Annotated in this window: 14 protein-coding genes; all 14 read right to left on the bottom strand. The window is 70.9% G+C overall.

What is annotated here, in order from left to right:
- Positions 1-41: 41 nt before the first annotated feature.
- The 14 genes from atpE to thrC all read right to left on the bottom strand — a co-directional run bounded on the left by atpE (position 42) and on the right by thrC (position 15,509).
- The gene (atpE, locus tag JT723_RS05800) at positions 42-287 is read right to left on the bottom strand and encodes an ATP synthase F0 subunit C (protein ID WP_205043386.1); all 246 of its coding nucleotides are present in this window, start codon (positions 285-287) and stop codon (positions 42-44) included.
- An 88-nt stretch (positions 288-375) separates the two neighbouring features.
- On the bottom strand, positions 376-1,182 hold the full coding sequence (gene atpB, locus JT723_RS05795) for a F0F1 ATP synthase subunit A (protein ID WP_205043385.1): 807 nt from the start codon (positions 1,180-1,182) through the stop codon (positions 376-378).
- Positions 1,183-1,480: 298 nt separating this feature from the next.
- Positions 1,481-1,897, bottom strand: coding sequence for a Cg1360 family ATP-synthase-associated protein (locus JT723_RS05790; RefSeq protein ID WP_205043384.1), 417 nt, complete (start codon positions 1,895-1,897; stop codon positions 1,481-1,483).
- Between the two features lie 264 nt (positions 1,898-2,161).
- Positions 2,162-3,505: an MraY family glycosyltransferase gene (locus JT723_RS05785; protein WP_205043383.1), complete on the bottom strand. Its 1,344-nt coding sequence runs from the start codon at positions 3,503-3,505 to the stop codon at positions 2,162-2,164.
- A 182-nt stretch (positions 3,506-3,687) separates the two neighbouring features.
- Positions 3,688-4,362, bottom strand: coding sequence for an arsenate reductase/protein-tyrosine-phosphatase family protein (locus JT723_RS05780; protein WP_205043382.1), 675 nt, complete (start codon positions 4,360-4,362; stop codon positions 3,688-3,690).
- Complete coding sequence (locus JT723_RS05775; RefSeq protein WP_205043381.1) at positions 4,359-5,006, bottom strand: L-threonylcarbamoyladenylate synthase; 648 nt, start codon at positions 5,004-5,006, stop codon at positions 4,359-4,361. Before JT723_RS05775 ends, JT723_RS05780 begins: the two co-directional genes overlap by 4 nt.
- A gap of 61 nt (positions 5,007-5,067) precedes the next feature.
- On the bottom strand, positions 5,068-5,913 hold the full coding sequence (gene prmC, locus JT723_RS05770; RefSeq protein ID WP_205043380.1) for a peptide chain release factor N(5)-glutamine methyltransferase: 846 nt from the start codon (positions 5,911-5,913) through the stop codon (positions 5,068-5,070).
- An 11-nt stretch (positions 5,914-5,924) separates the two neighbouring features.
- Positions 5,925-7,019, bottom strand: coding sequence for a peptide chain release factor 1 (gene prfA / locus JT723_RS05765; RefSeq protein ID WP_205043630.1), 1,095 nt, complete (start codon positions 7,017-7,019; stop codon positions 5,925-5,927).
- A 105-nt stretch (positions 7,020-7,124) separates the two neighbouring features.
- Positions 7,125-7,349, bottom strand: coding sequence for a 50S ribosomal protein L31 (gene rpmE / locus JT723_RS05760; protein WP_205043379.1), 225 nt, complete (start codon positions 7,347-7,349; stop codon positions 7,125-7,127).
- 157 nt (positions 7,350-7,506) lie between these two features.
- A complete protein-coding gene (locus tag JT723_RS05755) occupies positions 7,507-8,634 on the bottom strand; it encodes an LCP family protein (protein WP_205043378.1) in 1,128 nt (375 codons plus the stop codon).
- Positions 8,635-8,756: 122 nt separating this feature from the next.
- Positions 8,757-10,562, bottom strand: coding sequence for a trypsin-like serine protease (locus JT723_RS05750; RefSeq protein WP_205043377.1), 1,806 nt, complete (start codon positions 10,560-10,562; stop codon positions 8,757-8,759).
- 277 nt (positions 10,563-10,839) lie between these two features.
- Positions 10,840-12,834 (bottom strand): transcription termination factor Rho, encoded by a 1,995-nt coding sequence (gene rho / locus JT723_RS05745; RefSeq protein ID WP_205043376.1) that lies wholly within the window; start codon positions 12,832-12,834, stop codon positions 10,840-10,842.
- Positions 12,835-13,194: 360 nt separating this feature from the next.
- The gene (gene thrB / locus JT723_RS05740) at positions 13,195-14,118 is read right to left on the bottom strand and encodes a homoserine kinase (protein WP_205043375.1); all 924 of its coding nucleotides are present in this window, start codon (positions 14,116-14,118) and stop codon (positions 13,195-13,197) included.
- Between the two features lie 299 nt (positions 14,119-14,417).
- Positions 14,418-15,509 carry a threonine synthase gene (thrC, locus tag JT723_RS05735; RefSeq protein ID WP_240165148.1) on the bottom strand — a complete coding sequence of 364 codons (1,092 nt, stop codon included), beginning with the start codon at positions 15,507-15,509 and terminating at the stop codon, positions 14,418-14,420.
- Position 15,510 lies beyond the last annotated feature (1 nt).

The following is a 15,510-nucleotide window of genomic DNA, read 5'->3' as shown; positions in this document are numbered from 1 at the left end:
TCTGAACCTTTCGTCGAGTGGCTGCTGGTCGGGTGCCGGAATCAGCTCTGGAAGATGAAGGGCACGACCAGGCCGAGGAGCGCGAGCACCTCGCAGAGGGCGAAGCCGAGGAACATGTTGGTGCGGATGATCGGCATGGCCTCGGGCTGGCGGGCCATGGCCTCGATCGAGTGGCCGAAGACCAGGCCGATGCCCACGCCGGGGCCGATGGCGGCGAGGCCGTAGGCGACCGCGCCGAGGCGGCCGGCGGTGGTGGCAGCGGCGAGGTTGACGAGCTCGGCAGACATATCTCTGTCTTCCTTTTGATGCGGTCCGGTGGGGGGCTTCCCAGCGGAGGTATGGAGGGGTGGTGGTACGGGGTGACCGAAGTACGGCTCAGTGGCCCTCTTCGATCGCTCCCTGGATGTAGATCGAGGCCAGCAGCGTGAAGATGTACGCCTGCAGGAACTGGATCAGCACCTCGAAGGCCGTCATGAAGATGGCCAGTCCGAAGGAGCCCCCGGACACCGCCGTCAGCCAGGTCGGCGTCAGCAGGTACCAGGTCGCGACGCTGAACATGACGATCAGCATGTGGCCGGCGAACATGTTCGCCCACAGCCGGACCGCGAGGGTGAAGGGGCGGGTGATGCAGTTCTGGATGAACTCCAGGAGCACGATCAGCGGGACCAGCGGCTTGGGCAGGCCCGAGATCCACACCAGGTTCTTGACGCCGCCGCGGAAGCCGTGCGTCTTGAACGTCAGGTACATGTACGTGATGTAGACCAGCGCCGCGAGTGCGACCGGGAACGCGAACCGCGAGGCCGGCGGGAACTGCGCGAACGGGATGATCGACATGATGTTCATGAACCACACGAAGAAGAAGATCGACGTGAGGAAGGGGACGTACTTGTCGCCCTTCTTGCCGATCACCTCGCGGGCGATGCTGCGGGCCACGAACGTGTAACCGATCTCACCGACCAGCTGCAGCTTGCCGGGGACCAGCTTGGGCTTGTTGAAGGCGGCCCAGAAGAAGCCCACCACCAGCAGCATGCAGATGATCGCGAGCAGCATCGGCTTGGTGAAGTCGAAGCTGCCGATGCTGAAGATCGGCTTGAAGTCGAACGAGTGGAGGCCCGGAGCAGGGAAACCACAGTCCTGCTTGATGTGACAGCCAGCCTCAGCGAGCAGCGTGTGGGCACTCACCCGTGACTCCTTCGTCGTGACGCATAAGTAACGGCAACCTTGTGTGTCAGCGCGGCTGGTGAGGCCGCTGGTCGGCACGGCGGACGAGGCGTGGCGAAGTCACCACGGTCCGCTGGGAGCCCGCATCGAAGACCGGGCACCTGGGCTCCGCACCGCGTCCGCGGCTCCGGATCCGAGTACACCGATGGGCGCGGGGGCAGCACCTTCCTCAAGCGCGAGGGGCCTCCACGTCCAGATGCGATTCCGGACGATAGCAGATGGAATTGCAGCCTCTTTACCCGCCCCTTGGCACCCCGCATCAGTCGGCCGGAGGTGCGGAAGGGACGGGGTCGACGTAGAGCATCCGCGAGGTGAGGCTCTGCTTGACCTGGCCGCCGACCCACGACAGCGCGGTCGCCAGCAGGGACAGGCCGAAGGCCTTGCCGTTGAAGAGCGTGGTGTCCTTGAACACCACGACGAAGACGCCGATCATCAGGATCTGCAGGGCGTAGACCAGCATCCCGGCGGCCATGGCGATCTGCGGCCGGTCCTCGGTCATGGTCATCAGCACCCAGGAGCCGAACGCGAAGAAGACCGCGACCACGGCGATCGCCACCAGTCCGCCGACGAGGCCTTTTTCGCCTGCGAGTACGGCGCTGACAACGGTGGCGACAACTCCGACGGGAGCGGCGACCAGCGCGGCTCCCCTGAGGATTCGGGCGTCGTTCTGCTGCATGGTGACGGCTCCTCCGGCGGGAGTTGGGGCAAGCGGATGTCGTCGGAGACGAGCGTAGTCAGGGAACGAGGGTGCGCCTCATGCCGGTAGACCGCTCAACCGGTCTATCGGCACCTTCCCTGCTTTCGTGAACGGTATCACAAAGTATTTGATGCGGTCTTTACCATGGACGTGTGCTGCCTGTCACAAGGTTGTGCTCGCGACACGCCGTCCTTTTTTCCCGACTTGTTCCCGCCGTTGGTCCCGACGTGTTCCCGGCCGCGGTCAGTTGCGGGTGTCGACCGGGCTGCGGCGGTCGCCCCGCCGCTCGGAGCGGCGGTCCGACCTGCGGTCCTGCAGGCGGGGGCGGTCGCCGATCGCGGTCGAGCCGTGCAGCGCGGGGTGGTCGGGCGAGCGCATCTCCCGCTCGGCCGCGGCGGCACCGGCCGCCAGCCGCCGGCGGCGGCGCCGGTAGCGCGGCGGCACCACGGACTCCGCCCAGTCGGGGGCGGCCGGCTTGAAGCGCGGCAGCAGCAGGACGACCAGGCCGACCGCGCTGAGCGCGACGATCACCAGCACGATCCACAGGCTGGAGGAGTTGACCGAGAAGGCCACCGCGGCGAAGGCGAACAGCGCGCACCAGAAGTACATGATCAGCACCGCGCGGCTGTGCGAGTGCCCGATCTCCAGCAGCCGGTGGTGCAGGTGGCCGCGGTCGGCGGCGAAGGGCGACTGGCCCTTCCAGGTCCTGCGGACCACGGCGAGCACCAGGTCGGCGGCCGGGATCGCGATCATCGTCAGCGGCAGCAGCAGCGGCATGTAGACCGGCACCATGAAGTGCACGGTCTCCCGGGTGGACCCGGTGAAGGAGGTGATCGCGTCGGGGTCGACCTGCCCGGTGATGGAGATCGCGCACGAGGACAGCACCAGGCCGATCAGCATCGAGCCCGAGTCGCCCATGAAGATCCGCGCCGGGTGGATGTTGTGCGGCAGGAAGCCCAGGCACATCCCGATCAGGATCGCGCTGAACAGCGTCGCGGGCGCTGCCGCCTCGACGCCGTAGCCGTACCACATGCGGTAGGCGTACATGAAGAAGGCGACCGAGGCGATGCACACCATGCCGGCCGCGAGGCCGTCCAGGCCGTCCACGAAGTTCACCGCGTTGATGGTGATCACCACCAGCGCGACGGTGAGCAGCGTCGACTGCACCGGGGTCAGTGCGACCGGGCCGATGCCCGGCACCGGCAGCCACAGGATGGTGAGGCCCTGCAGCACCATCACGCCGGCGGCGATCATCTGCACGCCGAGCTTGATCAGCGCGTCCACGCCCCACTTGTCGTCCAGCACACCCAGCAGCCAGATCAGCCCGGCGCCGGACAGCAGCGCGCGCGGCTCGTTGGACACCGAGAAGACGTCGCCGATGTTGGACAGGTGCGCCGCGACCAGCAGTCCCGCGCTCAGGCCGCCGAACATCGCGATGCCGCCGAGCCGCGGGGTGGGCTCGCGGTGCACGTCACGTGCCCTGATGGGCGGCATCGCACCGGCGGCGATGGCGAACTTCCGCACAGGACCGGTCAGCAGATACGTGACCGCGGCAGCGACGAAGAGGGTCAGCAGATACTCGCGCACGAGCCGCCTCCGACTGTTTCGGGGGCGTAGCGGTGCTGCGCACACGTCCGGGGGTGGTACCTCACAGCGTCACACCCTAGTGGTGGCCGGGCCGGGACGGCGAACACCGGGGAAGACTCACAGGAGGGCCGCCGCGGTTGCAGCCGCCCGCGGCCGTTCTCGGAAGCGCCGCACCCCGGCTCTCAGGAGGGCCTGACACCGGCGCCGACGCCGGTCAGCGCGGTCACCATCGGGTCCAGCGCGGTGTGGATCTCCTCGCCGATGCTGCGGAAGTAGGACAGCGGGGCACCGTAGGGGTCGTGGACCTCGTCGGCGTCGGGGCTGGGGGCCAGCAGCCAGCCGCGCAGCGCGGCGGCGGCGCGCACCAGCGCCCTGGCCCGCTCGGTGACGCTGCCCTCGGGCAGCGTGGTGGTGTCGATGGCCCGCACCAGCCGGGTGAACTCCTTGAGCGTGAAGGTGCGCAGGCCCGCCGCGTGGCCCATCGAGATGACCTGCTGGCGGTGGTCGCGGGTGGCGGTGAGCACCAGGTCGGCGTCGATGACGTGGTCGTCGAGCAGTTCCCTGCCGGTGAAGCCGGAGGGGTCGGCGCCGTACTCGGTGAGCACGGCTGCGGCATGGGCCTCCATCGGGGCGCCCTCGTGGCCCCAGGTGCCGGCCGACTCGACCAGCATGCCGGCCGCGCCAGGGCCGAGCCGCCGGGCCAGCCCGTGCCGGGTCAGCCGCTCGGCCATCGGCGAGCGGCAGACGTTGCCGGTGCAGACATGCAGGATGCGGAAGACGTCGCCGCTGTCCCCAGGGACGACGCGCTGGACGTACTGCGTGTGCCCCCGTATGCCGCGCCCGTCGGGCGTGGTCAACTGCGCTCCTCCAGGTCGGGTACGACCTTGCGCAGCTCCTCCGCGCTGATCGCCCCGGCCCGCAGCAGCACCGGGACCCTGCCGGTGACGTCCACGATCGACGAGGGGGTCGCGGCGGGGGTGGGGCCGCCGTCCAGGTAGACCGCGACGGAGTCGCCGAGCATGCCCTGGGCGGCGTCGCAGTCCTGCGGCGAGGGCATGCCGGTGAGGTTGGCGCTGGAGACGGCCATCGGGCCTGTGGCGGTGAGCAGTTCGATCGCGACCGGGTGCAGCGGCATGCGCACCGCGACGGTGCCGCGGGTGTCGCCGAGGTCCCAGGCGAGCGAGGGCTGGTGCTTGGTGACCAGGGTCAGCGCGCCCGGCCAGAAGGCGTCGACCAGCTCCCAGGCCTGCTCGGAGAAGTCGGTGACGATGCCGTGCAGGGTGTTGGGCGAGCCGACCAGGACCGGCGAGGGCATGTTGCGCCCGCGGCCCTTGGCCTCCAGCAGGTCGCCCACGGCCTCGGCGTCGAAGGCGTCGGCGCCGATCCCGTAGACGGTGTCGGTCGGCAGGACGACGAGTTCGCCGCGCTTGATCGCCGACGTGGCCTCGCGCAGGCCGGTCGCCCGGTCGGTCGCATCCGAGCAGTCGTATCGCCGTGCCATGAGATGACCTCCGAAGAGTGCTGTGCTGCTGCCGGGTCCTGCGCCCGGTCGGCCTGCCTGGTCACGGCAGGGCCTTGCGGGCCGAGGTGAAGCGCGGGCGGTTGTTGAGATCGGGGTGGTCGGCCGCGTCCGCCCAGCCCGCGTCCTCCTTGAAGATCCACGGCACCTGACCGCCCTGCGAGTCGGCGTGCTCCACCACGACGACCCCGCCGGGCCGCAGCAGCCGGTGCGCGGTGCGCTCGATGCCGCGGATGGTGTCGAGGCCGTCCTCGCCGGAGAAGAGTGCCAGTTCCGGGTCGTGGTCGCGGGCCTCGGGTGCCACATGCTCCCACTCGGTGAGCGGGATGTAGGGCGGGTTGGAGATGACCAGGTCGACCTGGCCGTTGAGTTCGGGGAAGGCGGTCAGCGCGTTGCCCTGGCGCAGGTCGACCTTGCTGCCCTCGACGTTGGCGCGGGCGTAGTCCAGCGCGTCCTCCGACAGCTCCACGGCGTGCACCCTGGAGCGCGGCACCTCCTGGGCCAGCGCGAGCGCGATGGCGCCGGAGCCCGTGCAAAGGTCGACGATCAGCGGTTCCGCGACGTCCATGGCCCGCACCGCGTCTATCGCCCAGCCGACGACCGACTCGGTCTCCGGGCGCGGCACGAACACCCCGGGGCCGACCCGCAGTTCGAGGTAGCGGAAGAAGGCCCGGCCGGTGATGTGCTGCAGCGGTTCGCGGGCCTCGCGGCGGGCGACGGCCTCCCAGTAGCGGGCGTCGAACTCGCTGTCGGCGACGCTGTGCAGCTCACCGCGCTTGACGCCGTGGACGTACGCGGCCAGCTCCTCCGCGTCGAACCGCGGCGAGGGCACACCGGCGTCGGCGAGCCGCTGGGCGGCCTGGGCCACCTCGGCGAGCAGCAGGTTCACCGTCCGCCCCCTCAGCTCGCGTCGCCGGCCGCGGCCAGCTTGGCGGCGGAGTCGGCGTCCACGCAGGCCTGGATCATCGCGTCGAGGTCGCCGTCGAGCACCTGGTCGAGGTTGTAGGCCTTGAAGCCGACGCGGTGGTCGGAGATGCGGTTCTCCGGGAAGTTGTAGGTGCGGATGCGCTCGGAGCGGTCGACGGTGCGCACCTGGCTGCGGCGGGCGTCGGACGCCTCGCGCTCGGCCTCCTCCTGGGCAGCGGCCAGCAGCCGGGAGCGCAGGATGCGCATCGCCGACTCCTTGTTCTGCAGCTGGCTCTTCTCGTTCTGGCAGGAGACGACAAGACCGGTGGGCAGGTGGGTGATGCGGACCGCGGAGTCGGTGGTGTTGACGGACTGGCCGCCGGGCCCCGACGAGCGGTAGACGTCGATGCGCAGGTCGTTCGGGCCGATCTCGACCTCCACGTCCTCGGCCTCGGGGGTGACCAGCACGCCGGCCGCCGAGGTGTGGATACGCCCCTGGGACTCGGTCGCGGGCACCCGCTGCACCCGGTGGACGCCGCCCTCGTACTTGAGCCTGGCCCACACCCCTTGGCCCGGATTCGTGGTCTGTCCCCCGCGGGAAGGAGGGGCCTTCACGGCGACCTGGACGTCCTTGTAGCCGCCGAGGTCGGACTCGTTGGCGTCCAGGATCTCGGTCTTCCAGCCGACGCGCTCGGCGTAGCGCAGGTACATCCGCAGCAGGTCGCCGGCGAACAGGGCCGACTCCTCGCCGCCCTCCCCCGCCTTGACCTCCAGGATGACGTCCTTGTCGTCGCTGGGGTCGCGCGGCACCAGCAGCAGCCGCAGCCGCTCGGTCAGCTCGTCGCGCTCCTTGTCCAGCTCCTTGACCTCGGCGGCGAACTCCGGGTCGTCGGCGCCGAGTTCCCGCGCGGTCTCGATGTCCTCGCCGGTCTGCCGCCAGGCCCGGTAGGTGCTGACGATGGGGGTCAGCTCCGCGTACCGCTTGTTGAGCCTGCGGGCGTTGGCCTGGTCGGCGTGCACCGCGGGGTCGGCAAGCTGCTTCTCGAGGTCGGCGTGCTCGCCGATCAGTTCCTCGACCGCCTCGAACATCATCAATCCCTAGCTGGAAGAAGTCTGGAAGGAAGTAGGTGGGACGACAAAGCGCCGGTCCGGTCGCCCCGGGCGGGGCGACCGGGAACCGGCGCTCTCGGGTCGCTACTTCTTCGCGGACCCGGCGGCCTTGCCGAAGCGGGCCTCGAAGCGGGCCACACGGCCGCCGGTGTCGAGGATCTTCTGCTTGCCCGTGTAGAACGGGTGGCACTCGGAGCACACTTCGGCGCGGATCTGGCCGCTCTTCTCGGTGCTGCGGGTGGTGAACGAGGCGCCACAGGTGCAGGTGACCTGGGTCTCGACGTACTCGGGGTGGATCTCGCGCTTCAAGGGTGCTCCTAGGTTCGGGAGGGCGCCGGGTCGCTCCGCGGGTTTGCGTCACGTGAACCGGGGCCAGCGGACCAGTCTGCCAGCACAGGCCGCATCTCCCAAAACCAGGTCGGGAACGGGATAATTCCCCTCCCGAACGGTTCGGCGTTCCCGCAGGTCAGCGACCCTTCGACGGGGTGGCGGAGGGGGAGGGCCGCACGACCTTGCCCGCGTCCACCTTGTCGGCCGCAGATCCCTGCACCGCTGCGGCCGGTATCGCCTTGTCCGCGCGCAGCGCGGCCCACACCATCTGCGCCTTGGCCTCGATGGGCTCCACCCGGTTGCGGTCGGTGGGGGCGTACCGCACGGGCAGGGTGACCATGTGGATGTGCCCGGACTTCAGGTTGCGGACGCTCTGCGCCAGGCCCATCAGCCTGCCGACCGAGCCGAGGCCGGTGTCGGTGGTCACCGCGCTGGTCGCGGTGTCGGCGACGGAGAACAGCTTGGTGGGGCTGGTGAGCACCCCCAGGCCGCTGATCCGGTCCATGAGGGCCTTCAGGAACGCCTGCTGCAGCTGGATACGGCCCAGGTCGCTGCCGTCCGCGACGCCGTGCCTGGTGCGCACCAGGCCGAGCGCCTGGTCGCCGTCGAGGGTGTGGGTGCCGGCCGCCAGCGTCAGGTGGCTCTTGGTGTCGTCGATCGCCGACGTCGTGGTCAGCGGCACCCCGCCGAGCGCGTTGACCAGGTCCTTGAAGCCGGTGAAGTCGACCTCGACGTAGTGGTCCATCCGCAGCCCGGTCAGCGCCTCAACGGTCTTGACCGCGCACACCGGCCCGCCGACCTCGTAGGCGCTGTTGAACATCGCCTGCGGCACCGCGGGTGCGGTGCCGCCGCCGGGCTTCTTGCAGGCCGGACGGCTGATCAGGGTGTCGCGCGGGATGCTGACGACGCTGGCCCGCTTGTGGCCCTTGGCCAGGTGCACGATCATCGCGGTGTCCGAGCGGGCGGTGCCGCTGTCGTGGCCGTACCCGCGGTTGGCGCCGGAGCGGGAGTCCGAGCCGAGCACCAGGATGTCCATGGAACCGTTGCCGAGCTTGACCGGGCGGTCGGCGCCGAGCGCGGAGTCGATGTCGACGCTGTGGATGTTGCCGTTGAGCCGGAAGTAGATGTAGCCGGCCCCGCCCGCCCCCACCAGGACCAGGCCCGCGGCGACCCATGCGGTGATCCGCAGGCCGCGGCGCCGGCGCCGCGGGCCTTCGAGGGCGGTGGCGCCGGCGGGCGGCTGGAGGTCGCCTGTGCCGGACATTCCTCCATCGTGCGCCGCCCCCGACGGGATCGGCATCCGGGGGAAAACCGGCGCGTCCGCGTACCCCCAGGTCAGGGGGTACGCGGACGAATTTCATCTCACGCTGTGCGACGAGTGGTGACTCAGCCCAGCTTGTTGTAGATGTTCCAGCCGGCGCAGATCTCGGTCCGCGCCGCCAGCGGCGCCGTGGCCGAGCCCGTGCCCTTGTACAGCCACAGCACGCCCGAGCTGTCGCGGGCCACCAGGTCCGCGTGCCCGTCGCCGGTGATGTCACCGACGGTGGCGATGATGTTGTAGATGTTCCACCCCGCGCCGATCCGGGTACGTGTCTGGAACGGCTTGGTGGCCGAGCCGCTGCCCTTGTAGAGCCACATCACACCGGCGCTGTCGCGGGCGACGAGGTCGGGACGTCCGTCGCCGCTCAGGTCACCCTTGCCGTAGATCACGCCGTTGTAGATGTTCCAGCCGCCGCCCACCGAGTGGCGGGCGCCGACGGTCCCGTTCCCGTTGCCGGGGTAGTACCACATGGTGCCGCCGGTGTCGGTGGCGACCAGGTCGGGCAGCCCGTCGCCGTTGAGGTCGCCGGGGGCGACCAGGGCGCGCATGGCGTTCCAGCCGGCGCCGAGCCGGATGTCGCTGGTGCCGGCTTGGCCGTTGAGGAAGTACAGCTGGCCGTCGGTGGTGCGGGCCAGCACGTCCTGGAAGCCGTCCCGGTTGAGGTCGGTCTGCCGGATCATGCCGGTGCCGGCGAGGTTGCCGTCGGCGACCCGGCCGTTCACCGTCGTGCCCTTGGAGGCGTAGTAGTAGGTGGCGCCCGCCGGGGTGACCGCGAGCAGGTCCGCCTTGCCGTCGTGGGTGATGTCGGTGTCGTCCAGCCGCGGGTCGATCGCGCCCGCGAAGGCGCTGACCCGGCTGAAGACGCTGTAGGCGCCCTTCTCGACGCAGTCCTGGACGCCCCAGGACACCACGCCGACGACCCGCCCGGCCACGACCAGCGGGCCGCCGGAGTCGCCGTTGCAGGCCGACGTGGTGCCCGCGTCGCTGCCGGACGCCGGCGGGCCCGCGCAGACCATGTGGGCGGCCACGTAGTCGCTGCCCCATGCACTGCTGCACGCGGCGTTCGACACGATCGGCATCGACGCCTTCTTCAGCGTCTGCGCCAGGTCCTGCGTGGTCGAGGACGTCCGCCCCCAGCCGTAGAGCGTCGCGGCCGTGCCGGCGCCGTACGAGGCCGTGTCGCCCGCCGTGGTGATCGGCAGCGGCTTGGCTGTGACGGGCCGGTTCAGGGTGAGGACGGCCACGTCGTTGTCGTAGGTCACCGAGCTGTACGACGGGTGGTTCCACTGGCGCTGGACGCCGGTGGCGGTGCCGCCGTGCAGGTTGGCGGTGTCGTCCGCGTTGGTCGTCGGCAGCTGGTCGGTGCCGGTCACGACGGCGCCGAACTGGAACCAGTCGTAGCCGTGCACGCAGTGCGAGGCAGTGAGGATCTTGGTCGGGGACACCACGGTGCCGCCGCAGAAGAAGCCGGTGTCGTCCGTCTCGTCCGCGGGGGTGCCGTTGTCGTCGTAGTACCAGAGCTGGGCCATCCACGGCGCCGTGGAGATCGTCGTCGTCGTTCCGCCGATGATCTTCGGGTCGACCGTGGTGCCTGCCGTGCCCGACGACTTCGTGGTCGTCGAGGCGGCGAGCGGGGCGCGGGCCGGGCCGCTGTCGGCCTTGACCGCGCCCGCTATCCGGGCGCTGAGCGCGGCCGGTGCGGGTGCAGGGGGCTGTGCGACGGTGCCGAGCACCGGCGGCTGCACGGTGCCGGCGTGGGCCGGCGACAGCAGCAGCACACCGGCGGCGCCGGCACCGAGCACGGCCACCCCGATGGCGACCGGACCGCGCCGTCGCCGCCGGTGGCCGGCACCCTTGCGGGCAGGGAACATCCACGACTCCTGTCGTTGAGACGTCAGCCGCCGCCCGCGGCGGTGGACGCACGGCGGGCGGCAGCAGTGATCACGCACAGGAGCGGCGGTACGACACAACGGGAGCGGCAGGTCAGGGGCAGCGTGAAGCGCCGCCCGACACTCGGGCCGGACCCGGAGATGGATTCCCCCCCACCTGCGGCCGACCGATCATATGCTCATGCCCGAAGTGGCATGCACACGGCCCCGCCCACCGGGGAAACCGGTGGGCGGGGCCGTGTGCGGTGCAGCGCGCGGGTCAGTCGTTGTTCTGGCCCGGCGTGGTCTTCGCGATCTGCATCAGGAACTCGGCATTGGACTTGGTCTGCTTCATCTTGTCCAGCAGCAGCTCGATCGCCTGCTGCTGGTCGAGCGCGTGCAGCACCCGGCGCAGCTTCCAGACGATGCCCAGCTCCTCGCCGCCGAGCAGGATCTCCTCCTTGCGCGTACCCGACGCGTCGACGTCCACCGCGGGGAAGATCCGCTTGTCGGCGAGCTTGCGGTCGAGCTTGAGCTCCATGTTGCCGGTGCCCTTGAACTCCTCGAAGATCACCTCGTCCATCCGCGAGCCGGTCTCGACCAGCGCGGTGGCCAGGATGGTCAGCGAACCGCCGTCCTCGATGTTGCGCGCGGCGCCGAAGAACCGCTTCGGCGGGTAGAGCGCGGTGGAGTCCACACCACCGGACAGGATGCGGCCGGAGGCGGGCGCGGCCAGGTTGTAGGCGCGGCCGAGCCGGGTGATCGAGTCCAGCAGCACGACCACGTCGTGGCCCAGCTCCACCAGGCGCTTGGCGCGCTCGATGGCCAGCTCGGCGACCGTGGTGTGGTCCTCGGCGGGGCGGTCGAAGGTCGAGGAGATGACCTCGCCCTTCACCGACCGCTGCATGTCGGTGACCTCTTCAGGGCGCTCGTCCACCAGCACCACCATCAGGTGGCACTCGGGGTTGTTGGTGGTGATCGCGTTGGCCACGGCCTGCATGATCATGGTCTTGCCGGTCTTCGGCGGGGCCACGATCAGACCGCGCTGCCCCTTGCCGATGGGCGAGACCAGGTCGATGATCCGGGTCGTCAGCACACCGGGGTCGGTCTCCAGCTGGAGCCGGTCCTGCGGGTACAGCGGGGTGAGCTTGTTGAACTCGGGACGGCCGCGTCCGGAGTCGGCGGCCATGCCGTTGGCCGAGTCCAGCCTGACCAGCGCGTTGAACTTCTCGCGCCGCTCGCCGTCCTTGGGCTGCCGCACCGCACCGGTGACGTGGTCGCCCTTGCGCAGCCCGTTCTTGCGGACCTGCGCCAGCGAGACGTACACGTCGTTCGGCCCCGGCAGGTAGCCGGAGGTGCGGATGAACGCGTAGTTGTCGAGGATGTCGAGGATGCCCGCCACCGGGATCAGCACGTCGTCGTCCGCGACCTGCGGCTCGCCGCCGCCGCCGAACTCCTCACGGCGGTTCCCGCGGCCCCTGCGGTCGCGGTAGCGGCCCCTGCGCCTGCCCCGCCCGTCGCCGAACTCGTCGTCGTCCTGCGGGCCGCCCTGGCCGCCCTGCTGCTGGCCCTGGCCGCCGCCCTGCTGCTGGCGGTCGCCGCGGTCCCGGCCCTGCCGGTTGCCGCCGCCGTCGCCGCCGTCCTCGCGGTTGCGCTGCCGGTCCCGCTGCCGCTCCCTGCGGTCGCCGCGCTGGCCGCGCTGCCGGTCCTGGCGGTCGTCTCCGCCGCCCTGCTGCTGCTTGCCGTCCTTGGCCTCGGCACGCCCCTCGGCGGTGTCCGCGGCGGCCTCCGCCGCCTTCTCGGCCCGCTCGGTCTTCGCGGCCTTGGCCTGCTCACCGGCCGGCTGGCCGGGGATCTCGATCTGCTTCTGCTCCTGCCGCTGCTCGGGCGCCTCGGTGGCCGTCGCCACGGCGGCCGGGGCGGCCTTCTGCGCGTCCTGCTCGATGCGGGCCTTCGAGGTGGTGCGCCGCTTGGGCTTGTCCGCCGCGTCGCCGTCGGCGGCCGCGGGGGCGGCCGGCGCGGAGGCGCCGCCGCCGGCCTGGCGCTCCTTGATGGTCTCGATCAGCTGGCTCTTGCGCATCCGCGCGGTGCCCTTGATACCGAGGCCTGAGGCGAGCTGCTGCAGTTCGGCCAGCACCATGCCGTCCAGGCCGGTCCCGGACCGGCGGCGCCGCGACGCACTGGCCGTGGCAGCACCGGTAGCAGGCGCGGCGGCGTCGGACGAGGCGACAGTGTCATCTGCGCGCACGCCCATCAGATCGGTGGTGTCGCTCACGAAGGGTCCTTCCCTGGAGCGGGCGTCGGCCTGTCTGGCTCGGCGACCGGTCGTGCTGTCCGGCTCTGGGCGTTTCCGCTGCTCAGAAACCGGGGCGGTGGTCCGCCTGATGGCGGCAGAAATACATACGTGCCTTCGGCACGGAGGGAACTCGTACCGAAACTCCGGAGCGTGCTCAACACTGCTCGGGCGGATTCCGACTGCTCGGACCTTGCCCTATGCGGTGTGGGAGGCTCCCGGAAGAAAAGCGGTCCCACGGAAGGGACACGGTGCATCTCGCCCATCGGGCATCGAATGCAGGCTTGAGGTTAACACTACCGGATCCAACAAACATTCCCCCTCTCACGACCGGCAACCGTGTCACTGCCCCCCGGCCAGCGGCAGTACACACGCCCCGGACGCGTCCAGTGCCAGGCGGTTCGCCGCCCAGCCCTCGCCCGCGATCCGGGAGACCTTGTCGGCGGCCCCCTCGTCGGTGAACGCCAGGACCGTGGGTCCCGCGCCCGACACGACGGCAGGCACGCCCTCGCCACGCAACCGGTGGACCAGCGCCAGGGTTTCGGGCATCGCAGGCGCCCGGTAGTCTTGGTGCAGCCGGTCCTCGGTGGCCGGCAGCAGCAGCTCGGGACGCCTGGTCAGCGCCTCCACCAGCAGCGCGGCCCGGCCCGCGTTGGCGGCGGCGTCCACATGCGGGACGGTACGCGGCAGCAGCCCGCGCGCGGTCTCGGTCAGCACCGGCACGGCCGGCACGAAGACCACCGGGACCAGCGAGGCGGCCGGCTCCAGGCGTACCGCCCGGGCGGCGCCGCCCTCGGTCCAGGCCACGGTCAGGCCGCCGAGCAGGCACGCGGCGACGTTGTCGGGGTGCCCCTCGATCTCGGTGGCAAGCTCCAGCAGTGCGGTGTCGTCCAGGACGGACGGGCCGCCTATGGTCACCGCGCGGGCGGCGATGATGCCCGCGCAGATGGCCGCCGACGACGAGCCGAGGCCGCGGCCGTGCGGAATGCGGTTCGCGCACACCACCTCCAGGCCGCGCGGCTGGCCGCCGAGCAGGTCGAAGGCGGTCCGCAGCGAGCGCACGACGAGGTGTTTCCCGTCGCGCGCCAGCGTGTCGGCGCCCTCACCGGCGATGTCCACGTGCAGGCCGGCGTCCGCGACCCGCACGACCACGTCGTCGTACAGGCCCAGGGCCAGCCCGAACGCGTCGAACCCCGGTCCGAGGTTGGCGCTGGTCGCGGGGACGCGCACTCGTACTGCGGCAGCGCGGAACGCGGGACCGGCCATCTTTCGACGAATCTCCTTGTGCGGTTCGCCCTGCGGGCGCGGCACCATTGCCGGGCGGCGGGGCGGGGAGTGGCGATGCCACGTGGCATCCGCCGATGCGGGGCACACTACGGTGTCCCCGGGTTCCAGCTTATCGAAGGAAGGTTCTCCTGCGACATAGGGCGCACGTACAGCGCGTGATGCGTGTCGCCCTTCCCGACGTGCGCCCCTTCGGCTGGCGCCGAGCCGTGGGGAGTCAACCGTCACATGACGACGGACCGCCACCACCCCAGGGGCGCCCTCTCGGGCAGGAGGCCAGGTCAGACGAGGCCCAGGCTCTGCGCAGCAGCGTCCGCGTCAATCGGCACCGTCATTGGGGCGGGAGCGCCCGCGACCGCCCAGTCGGGGTCCTTGAGGCCGTTGCCGGTGACCGTGCAGACGATGCGCTGGCCGGGGTCGATGCGGCCCTCGTCGACCGCCTTGAGCAGGCCCGCGACCGACGCGGCGGACGCCGGCTCGACGAAGACGCCCTCCTTGGCGGCCAGCAGCCGGTAGGCGGACAGGATCTGACGGTCCGTCACCGCCTCGATGACGCCGCCGGACTCGTCCCGCGCCTCCTCGGCGAACTGCCAGGACGCGGGGTTGCCGATCCTGATCGCGGTGGCGATGGTCTGCGGGCTGCGCACCGGCGCGCCGTTGACGATGGGCGCGGAGCCCGACGCCTGGAAGCCCCACATGCGCGGCTTGCGGGTGGCCATGCCGTCCGCCGCGTACTCGCGGTACCCGCGCCAGTACGCCGTGATGTTGCCCGCGTTGCCGACCGGCAGCAGGTGCAGGTCGGGCGCGTCGCCGAGCGCGTCGACGATCTCGAAGGCGGCGGTCTTCTGGCCCTCGATGCGCACCGGGTTGACCGAGTTGACCAGCGCCACCGGGTACTTCTCGCTGAGCCCCCTGGCCAGGTCCAGGCAGTCGTCGAAGTTGCCGTCGACCTGGAGGATGCGGCTGCCGTGGACCAGCGCCTGGCCCATCTTGCCGAGCGCGATCTTGCCCTGCGGCACGAGCACCGCGCAGACCATGCCGGCGCGTACGGCGTAGGCGGCTGCCGAGGCGGAGGTGTTGCCGGTGGAGGCGCAGATGACGGCCTGGGCGCCGTCCTCCTTGGCCTTGGAGATGGCCATGGTCATCCCGCGGTCCTTGAAGGACCCGGTCGGGTTAGCGCCCTCGACCTTGAGGTACACGTCGCAGCCGGTGCGCTCCGAGAGCAGTTGGGCCGGTACGAGCGGGGTGCCACCCTCAAGCAGCGTGACCACCGGGGTGTCCGGGCCGACCGGGAGCCGGTCGCGGTACTCCTCGATGATGCCGCGCCACTGGTGGGTGCCCGACATTCGGGGCTGGTCGATTGTTCCGTTCATT

Origin of the sequence: Actinacidiphila bryophytorum (genome assembly GCF_016916835.1) — a bacterium.
Classification (GTDB): Bacteria; Actinomycetota; Actinomycetes; order Streptomycetales; family Streptomycetaceae; genus Actinacidiphila; species Actinacidiphila bryophytorum.
The sequence above is the reverse complement of the archived record's forward strand: the minus strand, read 5'-3'. Positions and strand labels throughout refer to the sequence as shown.